The organism is Gilliamella bombicola, from assembly GCF_900094945.1.
GTDB classification, from domain to species: Bacteria; Pseudomonadota; Gammaproteobacteria; order Enterobacterales; family Orbaceae; genus Gilliamella; species Gilliamella bombicola.
In genome coordinates, this window is record NZ_FMAQ01000004.1 from 61684 (window position 1) to 78724 (window position 17041).

The window sequence follows — 17041 nt, forward strand, 5'->3', positions numbered from 1 at the left end:
ATTAAATTTTTGAGAATTTAAGCCGATATAAAAAATAACTTATTTTTAATTGATGTTATTAACTAAAACGATATTGAGGGGATTTTTATGGCGAATTCATTAATGAATACAGGTATTAGTGGATTGAATGCAGCACAAAATATGCTTAATGTAATTAGCAATAATATCAGTAATGCTCATACAAAAGGCTACAATCGCCAGCAACAAGTTTTAAGCCAAGCCAATGGCACTCAACATAGTTTTGGTTTTGTGGGTAATGGTGTTACTGTCTCATCAGTGAATCGTGCCTTTAACCATTTTGTGGTCGGGCAACTGCGTCAATCACAATCGCAAAATGGCGCTATTAAAACGTATTATAACGAATTATCAAAAGTCGATAACCTACTGGCAGAAAACGATAACAGCGTTTCATCACAACTTAACAACCTTTTTGCCAGCTTAAATAAGTTAGCTTCAAATGCTGGCGATGCTTCAACAAAGCAAACGGTGATTAGTGATCTTACCTCGTTAACAAGTCAATTTAATAAAACAGAAACAAATTTAAAAAATCAAATCGCCAATATTAATACCGAATTAAACACGAATGTCGACAAAGTTAATGCTTACATTCAGCAAATTGCCGAACTCAACCAAAAGATATCCAAACTACAGACAGTAGATGGTGGCAATGAACCCAACGCATTACTTGATCAACGAGATCAACTGGTTAATGACTTAAGTGAGATCATTGGTATTACCGTCACAGAGCAAAATGGGCAATATAATTTGTCGTTAGAAAATGGTTTAAATTTAGTGCAAGGCTCATGTGCTAACGTATTAACCGTACAACCTTCGGCAGATGATCCAGCACTCAATACCATTATTTATACACACCCTTCTGGCGCTACTCAAGAACTGACTAGTCAGAACATCACATCAGGCTCATTAAATGGACTATTAACGTTTCGTGATGGCCCACTAACTGAATCACGTAATCAACTGGGATTAATTGCTCTCAATTTAGCAGAACGTTTTAATGAAGTGCATATGTCAGGAGTGGATATTCATGGTAATCAGGGCGAAAAACTATTTGATTACAACAAACCAAGTTGTATAACTAACACTAAAAACCAAGGGAATGCCACGGCTAAAATTGAGTTTACATCAGTGACCGAAGTTAAAGCCTCGGATTATAAAATAGAATTCGATGGCAACAATTGGGTTGTAACAAGATTATCTGATCACAAACAAATCACACCTCAAATTGAAGAAGGTAAATTGGTTTTTGATGGCTTATCTATCGAGATAAATGGTAATGCTATGGCAGGCGATTCTTTTATGATTAAACCCGTTGCTGATATTGCCTCATCATTACAGTTATTAGTCAAAGATGTGAATAAACTGGCAACAGGTATTAATGATGATGAAAACGGTGCTGGTGATAACCGTAATGTAGCAAAATTATTAGCTATTCAAAATGAAAAACTAGTGAATGGTACAACGACCTTAAAAAGTGCTTACACAACGTTAGTTAGTTACATCGGCAGTGAAACCCAAACAGCAAAAATTTCTGCACAATCAACAAAAAATATAACCCAACAAATTTACGAACAAAATCAATCAATATCTGGGGTTAATATTGAAGAAGAATATATCTCAATGCAGGTCTATATGCAGTATTACCAAGCCAATGCAAAAGTGATTGATGCCGCCACAACACTATTTGATACCATTTTAGGTTTAACCAAATAATAAAAGGATAAAGGAATAAAAAATGCGCCTTAGCACCAATTCGCTATATCAAAAAAATTTACAAAGTATTTTAAACACCAATAGCAAATGGCAAAAATCGGGTTTACATTTAGCCACTGGCAAGAAGATTTTAACGCCTTCTGATGATCCAATGGGCGTATCACAATCATTAATATTAAAACAAGCCCAAGCACAAAATCAACAGTATCAAGCTACGCGTGAAAGCACCGAAAAGACACTAAGTCGCCAAGATACGCTCTTGTCAGAAGTGAATACCGTTATCCAAACGATCCAAGAAACTTTAGTGTATGCAGCCAATGAAACGTTAAATGAAGAAAACAGACTTGATCTTGCCAATAAATTACAAGGCTTAAAAGATCAACTGCTCGCATTAGCTAACTCAAAAGATACCAATGGCAACTATATTTTTGCCGGTCAAAAAAATGACACACCACCTTTTGTGGTAAGCGAATCTGGAGAAGTGAATTACATCGGCGGAACAACATCAGTAAATGTATTTATTGATGACTCAAGAGAAGTCGCAGCAAGCTTTACTGGTATAAAAGTCTTTATGACTGGGGCAAATGTCAAAAATGCTGATGGTTCACCTGCAGAAAGTAATATTTTTGCAAGCATTGATTATGCGCTTGAAGCGTTAAAAACAGACTTAGATTATGATAATGAAAAAAGCGTTGAAGAATTTAGAACTGGATTATCAAAAGCTCGCAATGGCATCGATAATTCGTTTAGCAATATCTCGACCGTAAGGGCTGAGGGCGGTTCGGTATTAGCCGAAATCGATCGGTTAACCGCACTAGGTGAAACACTAGATATTGAATTTCAAACTCAAATAAGCCAGCTTGAAGATGTCGATTGGTACGATGCTATTTCAGAATATGCGTTACTGCAAGCCAATTTACAAGCGGCACAATATACCTTTATGACAATGCAAAGTATGTCGCTGTTTCAAATGAAATAAAGCGTTGTTATTTTGATTGTGTAATGTGATTTTACCCAAAATCGTCAAAGCGATTCATTCCATTCAAGGAGGCGTAATGCCTCCTTTTTTTCTCTTTTTTGTTGTAAGGTTTGATGAGTGGGGTTATCTTGGATTTTGGGGATGTTTGTTTTTTATAAAAAACTTTAATAAAATCAATACCTTTTCTAACCGATTTTTGATGAAAAATAATGCCTTTTTGTTTTGGCGGATGGAATAGGTTGGCTGTAGCTATTTTGAATAGCTAAATCAAAAATGCCCAAAACCACTATCCCCAAACTCAATCCTCAATAAAAAATGTCAGAAAAACCATTTATTTTATTCAAGTTTTTATTTGGTTATTTTTAAACCTAGCAAACTACTGTTAATTAAACGCAATTTGCTTAAAGCCCATCACCTTTGTTGGCGGATTAGTTTCGGCGATTTGTTCAATGCGGCTGATGATTTGAATTAGTTTGTCGCCATAATTTGGATCAGTGGCATAATGTGCCGCTTGTAGAGCTTTAGCTGCCGTTCTGGCATCTGCCGCATTGACGACAGCACGATAACGAGGGCTTTGGGTTAATAAATGGATATAGTCAGTCAGTGCATGTTGTTTGCTATTATAGACTCTAAAATCATCTTCGATTTTAATCATTTTATTATTCAAAAATTCTTGCGTGATTAACCGTGTAGAATCCCCACTCCATGATGCGGTTGCTTTGATACCAAAATAGTTATGGCTTGATTGGTTATTTGCGGTTTTGATCTGTTTTTGCCCCCAGCCAGTTTCTAATGCGGCTTGTGCAATAATGACTTCATAAGGAATGCCAGAATTTTTTGCCGCCTGTTTGGCGGGCTCTAGCCAGTCTTTTACAAATTTAACAATGTGTTCTTCCTTATCACCTTTTATTGGTGTTTGTAATGATAATTCATGCGTAGAGCTAGTTTGCTTGGTAGTTTGAGTTTCTTTATGACTACGATAAAGCATTTGCCCCAACGCTTGGGGGGTGATGTTCGATGCATTATCACTAAATAAAGATTGCGCTAAACGAAGATGTTGCTGGGTGTTACTTGCATTCGATTGTAAATTCACCTTTGTCGATGGCGATGTATTATGAGTTAATTGTTTGGTAATAATGTCGGCTAATCCAAATCCTTTTCCCGCAGCTTGTTGGGCAATTTGTTGATCAAACATGGAAGTAAACAGCTGTGTGGCAGATTGGCTAAATAAGCCGCTTTCAGGCACTGCTTTACGCATAGATTGCATCATCATGTTGATAAACAGTGATTCAAATTGTTTAGCCACTTGTTTAACACTTTCTGATGAGCCATTTATTGCACTGCGTTTTAGTTGGTTTAGCCCAGATAAATCATAAGCAAAACGGTTAATTGATTGACCAATTGTATTATTCATAAGCCATATTCTTTAAATTGTTTCAAGCGTTGCGTGTAAACAACCTGCCGATTTCAGTGCTTCAAGAATCGACATTAATTCGGTCGGGTTTGCACCTAATAAGTTGAGTGAATTAATGACATGATTTAAGTCTGTTCCTTCCGCCAAATTGTGTAATGCACCACCACTTTGCTCAATGCCGATTTCTGTTTCAGGTGTTACCACAGTTGCACCACCCGCAAGTGGGGTGTTAGGTTGGCTTACGTTGAGTTTGTTATTCACTACAACAGATAAGTTGCCATGGGCTACCGAACAGTTATCAAGCTGTACTTTTTGATTCATGACAACAACGCCTGTTCGCGTATTGATAACTACTTTGGCAGAAATAGGTGTGCTACCTATTTCTAAATTTTGTATTTTAGATAAAAACTGTACGCGCGCTTGGCTTTCTTTGGGCATTTTTATAGACACTGTGGTGCCATCTAGGGCGACTGCGCTATTTTTTTGTAATCGGTTAATTGCATCTGTTATTTTGAGAGCTCGGGTAAAGTCGAATTGGTTAAGATGCAGGTGGATAGTATCTTGCTCATCTAAACGAGTGGCTAATTCACGTTCAATCGTTGCACCATTAGGTATAGTTGCGCCTGCTGTTTGGTTAACACTGACACTGCTTCCTTTGCTACTTGCCCCCATTCCCCCTACAAAAAGGTTGCCTTGGGCAATGGCGTATACTTGATTGTCGGCGCCTTTTAGTGGTGTCATGATTAATGTGCCACCACGCAGACTTTTGGCATTACCGAGCGAAGACACTACAACATCAATTTGTTGTCCAACTCGTGAATAAGACGGCAATTTTGCCGTGACCATGACCGCTGCAACATTTTTTAATTGCATATTGCTGCCCGATGGTACGGTAATACCTAATTGAGATAGCATGTTAGTGATACTTTGAATAGTAAAAGGGGTCTGTGATGTTTGATCGCCAGTACCATCTAGCCCGACAACAATACCGTAACCGACTAGCGCGTTTTCCCTTACACCTTGAATGGTAACTAAATCGCGAATGCGTTCAGCATAGCTTGCTGGGACGATTAATATCATCATAAAGATAAAACAAACAAAAATACGCAACTTTTTTAGCATAATGATACTCATTAAAAAGGGGACAGATTTAAAAATAGGCGTTGTAGCCAGCCCATCGTTTGTGCTTCATCGATATACCCATTACCAACATATTCAATACGTGCATCAGCAACTTGAGTCGAGATAACAGTATTATTGCCGTTAATGGTTCTTGGATTAACAATACCAGAAAAGCGAATAAATTCGGTGCCTTGATTAATTGCTATCTGCTTTTCACCAATAACCTTTAAATTGCCGTTGATCATGACATCTTGAACGGTGACGGTAATGGTGCCATTAAAGGTGTTTTTTGCATTAGCGCCTCCAGCCCCTTTAAAGTCATTGCCGCCAGACATTTCGGTATTGGCTTTGCCCCTTCCGACTAAGCCATCTAAAAATTTAGGCACTGTTTTTACACCTAAATTCACCGAACCATTTCGTCCTGCATTAACCGATGAGCTTTTACTTGCGCTGACGTTTTCTTGTAAAACGATAGTTAATACATCACCAATATTACGCGGACGGCGATCTTCAAACATAGGCTGATAGCCAAAACTCGTGGGCTGAGCAGCCTGATAAATTGATCCGCTGGTGTTCACAATTTCAGGCATTTGCGGAACAATACTCGTTTGCCCATCAACCAATGCTTTTTTAGGTAATTGAGCACAACCGATTAGGCACAATGCAATGAGAATATAAAAATATTTCAATATGCTTATCATGTTGTTAACTTTATAGTTGATTTAAGCGTTGTAGCATTTGATCGGATGCTGAGATCGCTTTGCTGTTAATTTCGTAAGCACGTTGGACTTGAATCATATTCACCAACTCTTCAGCAACATTAACGTTAGAGGTTTCGGTATAACCTTGATATAACAAACCTGCACCATTTAACCCTGGGGTGTTTTCGGTTGGTGAGCCTGAGCTTTCAGTTTCTAAATAAAGATTTTCGCCCATGCTTTCAAGACCTGTTTCATTAATGAAAGTATGTAATGTTAATTGACCAACTTGTACTTGAGCTGATTGGTTGGCTAGGGTTACATTAACGATACCATCACGGGCAACGGTCATTTTGATGGCATTGGCTGGAATATTGATTGTTGGCTGTATTTCATATCCAGATGCGGTAACAAGTTGACCATTTTGGTTAACCTGAAATGCACCACTACGAGTATAAGCTTGCGTGCCATCGGGTAGTAGCACTTGGAAAAAACCTTGTCCATTAATAGCTATATCACTGCTGTTATCGGTTAATTCTAAATTCCCTTGGCTGTGAACCCGCTCTGTTGCAACAGGACGCACGCCAGTACCAATTTGTAATCCAGACGGTAATGTTGTTTGTTCTGAAGACTGAGCACCGGGTTGGCGAATGGTTTGATATAATAAGTCTTCAAATACTGCTCGTTGTCGTTTAAAACCGCTGGTGCTGACATTAGCTAAATTATTAGAGATGATATCCATATTCATTTGTTGTGCCGTTAATCCCGTTTTGGCAATCCATAATGATTTAATCATTGTTATTCCTTTTTATGAAAGTGATAAAATTTGATTCGCTTTTTGTGCATTTTCGTCAGCAGTGATAATTTGTTTCATCTGCATTTCAAATTGACGAGAATGGCTAATTAAATCCACCATCGCCGTAACAGGGTTAACATTACTGCCCTCTAATACGCCCGACATGAGTTTTGCTTTTGGGTTATCTTCTAATGTTGCACCTCGTGCATTACGAGCTTCTTCAGTTAATTGAAAAAAACCGTTGTCCCCACGTATTACTTCATGGCGCTCAAGATGTACTTTTTTGATTTTTCCTACTTGGGCAATAGTGGTTGGTTTATCACCTGCTCCCAATGCTGAGAGAGTTCCATCACTACTTATACTCACTTTAGATTGTTGAGGAACCGTTAAAACACCATTGTCACCAATTAATGGATAGCCTTGAACATTGAGTCCACCGTTTGCATCAATCTGGATTGCACCATTGCGAGTATAAGCTTCACTGCCGTCGGCTAATTGTACCGCTAGCCAATGATCTTCTTCTAAAGCGACATCCATATTCCGTCCAGTATAATTAAATGCCCCCATAGTCGAATCAAAAGTTGGAGTGGTTGCAGCAACCATCGTTCGTGTCGCCATACCATTGCCAACAATCGGTACCGCTTTCATTGCGGTTAACTGTGCTCGAAATCCCGAAGTCGATACATTAGCTAAATTATGTGTTGTTATCGATTGCTGATTGAGCGTTTGCCTCGCAGCCGACATAGCCGTATAAATAACCCTATCCATAAATAACCCTTAAATTAACGCAAATTAACTAACGTATTTAGGATCTGATCCTGTGTTTTGATTGTTTGTGAATTAGATTGGTAATTACGTTGAGCAACAATCATATTTACTAATTCTTGACTCATATCAACATTTGACGATTCAAGCGCGCCACTGGCTAATGAACCAAATGTACCTGAATTCGCAACCCCCAAGACTTCACCGCCCGATTTGATGGTTGATCGCCAATTGTTGTTACCTGCTGATTCTAATCCGTTAACATTGGCAAAATCCGCCATAGCAATTTGACCTAATAACATGGTTTGTTGATTTGAATAAACACCATAAATTGAGCCGTCGTTATTAATGCTATAACCAATTAAATCACCCGGTGCATAGCCATCAACTATTGGTGTTTTAATGCTGCCCATTTCTTTACCCATATTTTGTTGTGAGCTGTTCGCCAAGGATAAAGTAAAGGTGTTATCTGCAGATCCATTTAATCCATTAATGTTAATAGTCATTTCAGGATCACTAATTAATTTTCCTGATGCGTCAAACTCCATTAGGCCAATTGTTTGTAAACTGCCATTAGGGTCACTACTATCAAGACAATGGACATCCCATTGGTTATCAGCCGTTTTTACATAAAAAAGCTGAACATTACGTTGATTACCTAAGGAGTCATAAGTTGTAATCGTTGTAGAATAATTAAATGTGTCTGCATCAAGGGCATTGACGGGTTGTTTTGTTGGTACTTTGCTATTTGAATTTAAATTGGTTTGCAAAGTGGCTTTTGTTGTTGCTGAAGCATTCAACATTTCTTGTGAAATTTTTAGTGGCCCCGGCGCTGCACCTTGTTGTACTTGGGGCGGAGTTCCAGTTGCAAGGTATCCTGTCAGTTGTAGTCCATCTGCCGAAATAATATTTCGTTCAGCATCTAATTGAAATTGTCCATTACGGGTATAGTAAATTTGTCCACTACTATCTACTAAACGGAAAAAACCATTACCAGAAATTGCGACATCTAAACTGTTGTTAGTTGTTGTGGTTATGCCATCATTGAAATTTTGCATCACGCTAGCGACTTTTACGCCCATTCCTACTTTTGAACCAGCATACATATCGGCAAATGAGATACTTGCGCTTTTAAACCCTACGGTTGCGGAATTAGCGATATTATTACCAATGACATCTAATTGTTTTGATGCCGCATTCATGCCACTTACTGCTTGAGAAAATCCCATGTGAACTTTATCTCCTCTAAAGAATTTGACGCACTTCGTCAATACTAATTGAACCGAGTATTCCTAAATCTAGTAATACTTTATTATTAACTTTGCTATTGATAACACCATATACCACTGAATAAGTTAATGATGTTGATGATACTTTTTGCCCGTCGTAACTGGCATTAACTGAAAAAGTATAGCTACCGTCTGGTGCGAGTGTGCCATCTGTGAGCATGCCGTCCCATGTGAAAGAGCTTACCCCTGCTGGGATCGCGCCTAAATCAACTTCGCGGACCACATTGCCATTTTTGTCTTGGATAGTAATAATCACTGAATCCGCATCACGAACTAATTCGAATCCAAATGGGGTTGTGATGGTTTCTTTTTCAGTATCTGCCCCATCGTGCTCTGTAGTTGCCACTAAAATTTTGTTACCTGGTACCATGACCCCTTTACCAATCATGTTGCTGGCATTAACCGATAAGCTGTCATCGATCTGTCCTGAAACCATTCCTAACGTGGTATTAAGCCGCTCTATACCAGCTAAAGTATTAATTTGTGCTAGTTGTGATGTTAACTGGCTATTATCCATTGGGTTAGTCGGGTCTTGATTTTTCATCTGGGCGATAAGTAGTGTTAAGAAGTTATCTTGTAACTCTTTGCTCGAATTGCCATCCGATGAGCTTTTTTGAATTGCTTGCCCACTTTTTACTCCAGATGATTGTGAAACAGCAACATTAGCTATACCCATAAGTTATCCCTTTTTATTGCCCTAATGTGAGAGTTTTTAACATTAAATTTTTTGCCGTATTAATCACTTCGACATTTGCTTGATAACTACGTGATGCTGAAATGGTGTTCACCATTTCAGCAACTACATCGACATTAGGCTTTTGAATATAGCCTTTTGCATCGGCCAAAGGATGATTAGGTTCATAAACTAAATTCATTGGTGCGGGATCTTCAATCACTTGCGAAACTTTAACGCCAGCCACTTGATTTGAATACCCATTATCATCAACCTGAAAAACCACTTGCTTAGCACGATAAGCCTCACCTGAAGTGCTTGTGATACTATCCGCATTGGCTAAATTACTGGCACTGACATTCATGCGTTGGGTTTGCGCCATTAACGCGGACCCCGAAATGGCTAAAATAGAAAAACTCATTATTATTATCCTTGCTGTAACACCGATATTACATTTTTAAATTGCTCACCTAAAAAGGTTAAATTGCTTTGGTAATGAATACTATTATCAATAAATGAGGTACGTTCTTGATCCATTTCGACTGTATTACCATCAGCCGATGCTTGATAAGGAATACGATAAAGTATATTTTGATTAGGTGCGATTGGTGCTTTCATCTGGATATGGCGATTGGAGGTAGTATTCAATCTAACATGATTGATGGTAGCCTGATTATTAAGTGCTTTACTTAACTCTGCATTAAAATCAATATCTCGAGCCTGATAATTAGGCGTATCGCTGTTTGCAATATTTGCCGCTAATATATTTTGTCTCATTTCACGTATATTTAATGCTTGCTGGTGAAAATTAACCCATGTATCCAATTTATCAAACATAAAATCGTCTCACTTTTTTTTGATAATTAGGATTTTAAGCGAATCAAAAAAAAGTCATTGAGAAAATAACGATAAAAATTGCCCTTATTTCAAGATTCATTTCATGTAATCATAAAGTAAAATCAGTTTATGAATAATTCCAAATAAGTAGACATGATTAAAACTGTAAAATTAATACTGGCCATTTTTATGCTTTTTAGCTGGAATACAGGTTTAGCTAATCCACTTGATAAGCAGATAAATAATTTAATATCTCAAAAATTTAACTATGAAGTCGATAATATTGTAATTACTTATCCTACCGCTAAACCTAAATTAGATTGCGATACACCAGTGCTTGCGTTATTGAATAAAAAGAAGCAGTGGGGCAACATGACGATTAGTGCTCAATGTGATAATAAGAAAAAATTTATCCAAATTCATGTTGCTGTTATAGGTAACTATATTGTAGCTAAGCAAACAATACATGCAGGAACAATAATTAGCAAAGATAACATACGCATTCAATCTGGTCGGCTAGATAAAATATCTTCTGCGGTTATTGTCAATGAAGTCGATGCTCTTAATCATATTGCTTTACGAAATATCAATCAGGATGAGCCAATAAAAACAACAATGCTTCAAAACAATTGGCTGGTTAAAGCAGGACAAATAATTAAAGTAATAATTCGTGGTGGGGGTTATGAGGTAGCGACTAGTGGAAAAACACTTGGCAATGCCGCATTAAACGAGAAGATTAGAGTTAAACTAAATTCTAACAAAATTGTTGAAGGTACGTTGACTCACCAAGGAGTCATAATTTTCAATAAATAATATTAATGATTTTTTTATTATTGCCGATAATAAGACTAAGCAAAACACTTAAATCGTAAATTTGATTAAAGGTATTTTATGAGTATAGATGCAACAAAATCCGTTAGAACCATATCAAGACTACTTAACTGTGATGTAGTCAATGAACAACAAAAAAATCCGACCGCATCTGTACCCCCCCAAAACAGTGCCAATATCAGTACTAACGTGAGTATAACTCAAAATTCAACGGATCTTTTACATTCAACTGACAAAGATATTGATGTGGAAAAAATTGAAAAAATAAAACAAGCCATTACCAACGGTACATTGGCTATTGATACCAATAAAATTGCAGATAAATTAATTAAGCAATTGCTACAACATATTTGAAGATAAGTCAGAATTACAGGAATACAAAAATGTTAGAACTCAATAACATCCTAAACAAAATAACAGAAATGTTACAAACACTGTCAGAAATTCTGCAAACAGAGCAAAAAATATTAATTGAAAATAGTCTAACAAGTCAGTTAAGTGAAATTATTAATAAAAAAAGTCAGTTATTAATTCAATTAAAGTTACTGGATGACAACCGCATAAAGTTAAGTAAAAAATTTAATGTTCAACCACCTTATAAAGAGAATCCAACAATTGCGGCACATTGGCTATCAATCACTGATACAACAAAACTATTATCAAAAATAAATCGTGATAACGGATTAATTATTCAAAATCGTATGAATATAACCCAGCAATCGATCAATTACCTTAAAGGTATAAATAACCCTACTGTTTATACCAATAATGGCTATCAACAAACCGATGTTATCTCGTCAAAACGAGCTAAAGTTTAAAGAGAATTGATATTTGTTGACTGTAAAGCGGATAAATACCCCAAAAATGCCCTCTTATTAAGCCAATAACTCGTTAGTAATTAGTTCATACTGTTAGCATTGTAAATATTAATCAAACTATGCAGTTTTATTTAATTTCATCATGGCTGACGATAATGATCTAGATAAAAGCGAACATCCCACCGATAGCAAAATAAAAAAGGCTAAAGAAAAGGGGCAGATCCCTCGATCTCGCGAATTAACTTCGTTGTTAATCTTGTTAATAGGTATCACGTTATTTGAGTTTTTGGGCTCACACTTAGTTAACCAGTTAATCGCAGTCATAAGAACAGCAATAACAGTTTCGTATAAAACAAGTGATGATAAATTACTCGTCTTTAATTTAGTTGACTTGTTAACCAAGGGTTTTTGGTCAATAGTCCCAATTTTTTTGGGTTTGGTTATTGTTGCTATATTCGCGCCACTTTGTGTAGGTGGTTTACTATTTAGCTTTCAATCAATTAAGCCAAATTTTAAAAAACTAAATCCAATATCTGGATTTGGCAGAATATTTAGTACTAAAGTTTTTTCTGAATTGTTAAAAAGTATACTTAAAGTGATGTTAATTGCTATGACTTCAACATGGTTTTTAATGCACCATTTCCCTAATATGCTTTCGTTACCACATATGTATTTTAATAATGCTTTAGCTAAAGCAATACAGTTAGTCATTCTTTGTGGAATGCTAAGCGTTATATCGTTAATACCCATGGTGGGATTTGATATTTTTTATCAAATTTGGAGTAATTTAAAAAAATTAAAAATGTCAAAACAAGAGATCAAAGATGAGTTTAAAGAGCAAGAGGGAAACCCGCAAATTAAAGGGCGAATTCGCCAAATGCAACAAGCGATCGCTAGACGAAGAATGATGAAAGATGTTACTAAAGCCAATGTTATTGTTACTAATCCAACTCATTATGCCGTTGCTTTGCAATATGATGAAAAAACAATGATGGCACCAAAGTTATTGGCAAAAGGTACTGACAAACTTGCACTGCGCATTAAAGAAATAGCTAGTGAACATGACATTCCCCAATTAGAAGCACCTCCGCTTGCACGAGCTTTATATCGACACGGCGAAATAGGTGAAACAATTCCAACCGAACTATATGCCGCTGTTGCTCAAATCTTAGCTTGGGTATATCAATTAAAACATTGGCATAAATATGGTGGGAATAAACCAGTAAAACCTAATAATTTACCCGTACCAGAGTCACTATCCGTAAATAAATAAAGGTAATAACTAATCTTATGATTAAATCTAAACTACTTAATTTATTATCAATTAATACATTAAAAAATGGCCACTATCAGATATTAGCTGGACCAATGCTCATTTTATTGATTCTTTCAATGATGGTATTACCTTTGCCAGCATTTATTTTGGATCTGTTTTTTACATTTAATATTGCTTTATCAATTATTATATTAATTGTGGCATTATTTACTAAACGAGTGCTTGATTTTGCGGCATTTCCAACCGTTTTATTATTTGCAACTTTATTAAGGTTATCATTAAACGTTGCCTCTACACGAGTTGTTTTATTAAAAGGGCACACAGGTAGCGCTGCTGCTGGACGGGTGATTGAAGCTTTTGGGCACTTTTTAGTTGGCGGTAATTTTGCTATTGGTATTGTTGTATTTATTATTTTGGTCATTATTAACTTTATGGTTATCACCAAAGGTGCAGGCAGGATAGCCGAAGTAGGAGCACGCTTTGCATTAGATGGCATGCCAGGTAAACAAATGGCAATCGATGCCGATCTTAATGCAGGTTTAATTGGTGAAGATGAGGCCAAAGCTCGTCGTACAGAAGTCACTCAAGAAGCTGACTTTTATGGTTCAATGGATGGTGCCAGTAAATTTGTGCGTGGAGATGCAATTGCCGGATTACTTATCATGGCAATTACCATTATTGGCGGTTTATTGGTAGGAGTTATGCAACATGATATGGCTCTTTCTGATGCGAGTAAAACCTATGTGTTGCTGACTATTGGCGATGGATTGGTTGCACAAATACCATCACTGATTATTTCAACGGCAGCAGGGGTTATTGTGACTCGAGTCACATCACAAGACAATGTCAGTGAGCAGATGCTCAAGCAGCTATTTAATAATCCACAAGTTTTGATTTTAACCGCTGTCGTAATTGGTTTACTTGGACTCATTCCGGGCATGCCAAATTTAGTATTTTTACTGTTCACAGCTTTTTTATCTATTATTGCTTGGTGGCTAACTAAACAGAAAAAAACAGAACAGACAGCCACGCCCAAACAAGCTAATGTGCAAGCAACCACGCCGACCAATATAGAAGCGACATGGTCTGATGTTAATATTGAAGATACATTAGCAATGGAAGTTGGTTATGGATTAATTCCAATGGTCGATCAAACTCAAAACGGTGAGTTGTTAGGGCGAATTCGTAGTTTACGTAAAAAATTTGCTCAAACACTGGGTTTTTTACCCCCACAGGTGCATATAAGAGACAATCTTTCGTTAGCACCTTATCAATATAAAATATTTATCAAAGGTGGCGAAATAGGCAATGGGGAAATTGTTAATAACAAATGGTTAGCCATTAATCCGGGTAATGTAACAGAAACCATTGAGGGTATTGCAACGACTGAACCCGCTTTTGGATTGCCTGCAATTTGGATAGATGAAAACGATAAAGAAAATGCACAAATATTGGGATATACCGTTGTAGACACAAGTACTATGATCGCTACTCATTTTAATCATTTACTACAACAATTTGCTGGCGATTTGTTAGGGCGCTTAGAAACCCAAGAACTTCTCGACAGAATAAAACAAGATATCCCTAAATTAGTGGAAGACTTTATTCCTGGTGTTGTAACATTAACTACTTTTCATAAAATTTTACAAAACCTGATCGCCGAAAAAGTATCAATTCGAGATATGCGAACCATCATTGAAACAATCTGCGAGCATGCACCAACCCAAAATGACGCTTATCAATTACTAAGTATAGTTAGAATAGCATTAGGCAGAGTGATTACACAGCAATGGTTCCCGGGCTATGCTCCAATTAATGTCATAGGGTTAAATATCAATTTAGAACGTTTGTTATTACAAGCGCTGCAAAATACCAGTAATTTTGAACCGGGACTTGCCGAACACATTATTGAACAAATTAGACAAGCCATTAATCAACAAGATGCCATCGGCGCTCCACCAGTATTATTAGTGAATCATGCATTAAGACCGATGTTATCGCAATTTTTAAGACCGAGCTTTCCTCAATTAGTGGTGCTATCGAATTTAGAAATTACCGATAATCGAGAGATAAAAGTGAGCACGCAAATTGGTGCCCAATAGTCCCTTATTGGAAAAGAGCCTATTGCACTTTACCCAATTTTTACCCTTTTTTTGTTTTTATTTTAATATCAATAATAATCAATATGTTAAAATCATCATCAAAAAAAGGGTTTGAAATTTAAAAATCAGGCACCGTTGCGGTTTGGCTTAGTCCATAGCTATTAAAGTTGCCTTGTACTGGCTCTAGGCATTTTTCTTGCTTTATCCACAAAATAAATTTTTGCCCTGTACTTTTACTATGCAAATGAAAGTGTGGATATTGCAAATGAACGCTTCCCCACTTTTCAATCATTTTATTTTTTACTTCAGGCGTCCATTTTCCTTGTGCTGTTAATCGTTGTTCGGCACGCCTTAATGCACTCTGACCTTTCGGATTAACACGGCTAAAACGTAAATAGCCTTTTATCGTCGTTGGTACTATAGTGATAGGCATCAATAAAGCATAATCACTAATTGTCGATTTTTGCTGTATATCTGCTTTGAGGTTTTGCAACTCCTTCTCAGTGCCCAATAGGCGAATCACTCCACCTAATGTTCGGTGCACTCTGTAACAAGGAAAGCTAATTGCGATATTGCCTTGGTGATTGACCAAAATTTGATGTAATGATTGCATCACTTGATTCATCACATCCAATTCGGTTATCTCAATTTGCGAAATGGCTCGCAACTCTAAATAATGTGAGTGCATCTTATTTACTCCTTACCGCTGGCACCAAAGACACCACCACGAATTAATACCGCAATTACATAATGTTGCTGATCAAGCGATGGTTTTTCACCTTTTAAAACCCAATTATCAAATAAGGTATAAAAATCTAATTTCTGTTTTGGTTGGCGGAAAGCATGCCCCATTGAAGTAACCGAGCCATACGGTTCTATCGCTATTGGAAATTGTGCATTATCTTCATACCAAGTATCGATAGTTCGAATTGCATTACTGACTTTTTGTGAATGCATAGCAGCTTGTTTGTTCTTCTCATACAATACTTTACTTTTAGTTTTGCCAGTATCTAGAATTAATTCTTGTGACGGGTAAACTTCTTGACCTAAGCCCATTTTCAGTTTGGCTTCAACGTTAAAAATCACAAACTCTTTACCGGATAATCCTGCTTCAATCAGTTTAGCAAGATCATTTACCGATTTATCATCATAATCAAATGCATTAAGCTGATATTGTTTAACATCACTGACTTCAATGAATGGTTTTTTATCATTTTTTCGAGTAACTGAAAGGCTAATTTGCTCCGCGGTCATACGATTACGCCATAACCAACGACCATTTAAGATATTAATGGCATAACGCTTAGCTAGCGCTGTCATTCCTTGCGTTTGAATATAATCCTGCGTTGTTTTTTCTAGTTCTTTTTGATATTCGATATCATTACACACGGAAGGTTTACCTAAAAATGGCAACACTTTACAGCTCCATGTCACGATCAAAGTATCTTTATCGGCATCTAACGCAGCAACATCAACTGTTTGTAAATTTGGCTTTTGTATTTCAGCATCTAATTTGGTTGGATCGTTTGCAACTGCATTTTTAAGACGATTTGAAATAGTGCCTCGCACTGATTTTTCAGTGACTGTAACAGGAGATAATTTAGTGGCATCTGCATTATCTTGCTGTGCAAAAATCGCATCAGAAATATCAAAACTACGTTCAAAAGCAAGTACGCTGGCGGTGGTGATTTTATCTTTACTCATAATGTA

General features: G+C 36.9%; 18 protein-coding genes. 7 read left to right on the forward strand and 11 right to left on the reverse strand.

All coding sequences use genetic code 11. The annotated features are described in order from the left end of the window. Window positions 1–87 precede the first annotated feature (87 nt). Together flgK and flgL are read left to right on the forward strand one after the other, a co-directional pair. The gene (gene flgK, locus GA0061081_RS05505; protein ID WP_091347914.1) at window positions 88–1731 is read left to right on the forward strand and encodes a flagellar hook-associated protein FlgK; all 1644 of its coding nucleotides are present in this window, start codon (window positions 88–90) and stop codon (window positions 1729–1731) included. A gap of 22 nt (window positions 1732–1753) precedes the next feature. Next, complete coding sequence (gene flgL, locus GA0061081_RS05510) at window positions 1754–2710, forward strand: flagellar hook-associated protein FlgL (RefSeq protein WP_091347916.1); 957 nt, start codon at window positions 1754–1756, stop codon at window positions 2708–2710. 382 nt (window positions 2711–3092) lie between these two features. Here flgL and flgJ read toward each other — a convergent pair whose 3' ends face one another. The 9 genes from flgJ to flgB are packed head-to-tail and all read right to left on the reverse strand — an operon-like array spanning window position 3093 to window position 10304. Then, window positions 3093–4124 (reverse strand): flagellar assembly peptidoglycan hydrolase FlgJ, encoded by a 1032-nt coding sequence (flgJ, locus tag GA0061081_RS05515; RefSeq protein WP_091347920.1) that lies wholly within the window; start codon window positions 4122–4124, stop codon window positions 3093–3095. A 12-nt stretch (window positions 4125–4136) separates the two neighbouring features. Continuing rightward, window positions 4137–5207 carry a flagellar basal body P-ring protein FlgI gene (locus tag GA0061081_RS05520; protein WP_425337786.1) on the reverse strand — a complete coding sequence of 357 codons (1071 nt, stop codon included), beginning with the start codon at window positions 5205–5207 and terminating at the stop codon, window positions 4137–4139. A gap of 50 nt (window positions 5208–5257) precedes the next feature. Beyond that, a complete protein-coding gene (locus GA0061081_RS05525) occupies window positions 5258–5947 on the reverse strand; it encodes a flagellar basal body L-ring protein FlgH (RefSeq protein ID WP_091347926.1) in 690 nt (229 codons plus the stop codon). A gap of 10 nt (window positions 5948–5957) precedes the next feature. Next, on the reverse strand, window positions 5958–6740 hold the full coding sequence (gene flgG, locus GA0061081_RS05530; protein WP_091347929.1) for a flagellar basal-body rod protein FlgG: 783 nt from the start codon (window positions 6738–6740) through the stop codon (window positions 5958–5960). Between the two features lie 12 nt (window positions 6741–6752). After that, on the reverse strand, window positions 6753–7508 hold the full coding sequence (locus tag GA0061081_RS05535; protein WP_091347933.1) for a flagellar basal body rod protein FlgF: 756 nt from the start codon (window positions 7506–7508) through the stop codon (window positions 6753–6755). Window positions 7509–7522: 14 nt separating this feature from the next. Then, complete coding sequence (gene flgE, locus GA0061081_RS05540) at window positions 7523–8734, reverse strand: flagellar hook protein FlgE (RefSeq protein WP_091347936.1); 1212 nt, start codon at window positions 8732–8734, stop codon at window positions 7523–7525. 16 nt (window positions 8735–8750) lie between these two features. Further along, window positions 8751–9470: a flagellar hook assembly protein FlgD gene (gene flgD, locus GA0061081_RS05545; protein WP_091347938.1), complete on the reverse strand. Its 720-nt coding sequence runs from the start codon at window positions 9468–9470 to the stop codon at window positions 8751–8753. Between the two features lie 13 nt (window positions 9471–9483). Beyond that, window positions 9484–9891: a flagellar basal body rod protein FlgC gene (flgC, locus tag GA0061081_RS05550; protein ID WP_091347942.1), complete on the reverse strand. Its 408-nt coding sequence runs from the start codon at window positions 9889–9891 to the stop codon at window positions 9484–9486. 2 nt (window positions 9892–9893) lie between these two features. Continuing rightward, on the reverse strand, window positions 9894–10304 hold the full coding sequence (flgB, locus tag GA0061081_RS05555) for a flagellar basal body rod protein FlgB (protein ID WP_091347945.1): 411 nt from the start codon (window positions 10302–10304) through the stop codon (window positions 9894–9896). A 153-nt stretch (window positions 10305–10457) separates the two neighbouring features. On the opposite strand from flgB, the gene flgA reads away from it, so the two are divergent. The 5 genes from flgA to flhA all read left to right on the forward strand — a co-directional run bounded on the left by flgA (window position 10458) and on the right by flhA (window position 15331). Next, a complete protein-coding gene (gene flgA / locus GA0061081_RS05560; RefSeq protein ID WP_091347949.1) occupies window positions 10458–11117 on the forward strand; it encodes a flagellar basal body P-ring formation chaperone FlgA in 660 nt (219 codons plus the stop codon). Between the two features lie 78 nt (window positions 11118–11195). Beyond that, window positions 11196–11489, forward strand: coding sequence for a flagellar biosynthesis anti-sigma factor FlgM (gene flgM / locus GA0061081_RS05565; RefSeq protein WP_091347952.1), 294 nt, complete (start codon window positions 11196–11198; stop codon window positions 11487–11489). A gap of 29 nt (window positions 11490–11518) precedes the next feature. Next, window positions 11519–11953: a flagella synthesis protein FlgN gene (locus tag GA0061081_RS05570; RefSeq protein WP_091347955.1), complete on the forward strand. Its 435-nt coding sequence runs from the start codon at window positions 11519–11521 to the stop codon at window positions 11951–11953. 142 nt (window positions 11954–12095) lie between these two features. Then, the gene (gene flhB / locus GA0061081_RS05575) at window positions 12096–13226 is read left to right on the forward strand and encodes a flagellar biosynthesis protein FlhB (protein WP_091347957.1); all 1131 of its coding nucleotides are present in this window, start codon (window positions 12096–12098) and stop codon (window positions 13224–13226) included. A gap of 17 nt (window positions 13227–13243) precedes the next feature. Further along, on the forward strand, window positions 13244–15331 hold the full coding sequence (gene flhA, locus GA0061081_RS05580) for a flagellar biosynthesis protein FlhA (RefSeq protein ID WP_091347961.1): 2088 nt from the start codon (window positions 13244–13246) through the stop codon (window positions 15329–15331). Window positions 15332–15449: 118 nt separating this feature from the next. Here the strand turns inward: flhA and cas6f are convergent, their stop codons facing one another. Next, window positions 15450–16019 (reverse strand): type I-F CRISPR-associated endoribonuclease Cas6/Csy4, encoded by a 570-nt coding sequence (gene cas6f, locus GA0061081_RS05585; protein WP_091347964.1) that lies wholly within the window; start codon window positions 16017–16019, stop codon window positions 15450–15452. A 5-nt stretch (window positions 16020–16024) separates the two neighbouring features. Next, complete coding sequence (gene csy3 / locus GA0061081_RS05590) at window positions 16025–17035, reverse strand: type I-F CRISPR-associated protein Csy3 (RefSeq protein WP_091347969.1); 1011 nt, start codon at window positions 17033–17035, stop codon at window positions 16025–16027. Between the last annotated feature and the right edge of the window lie 6 nt (window positions 17036–17041).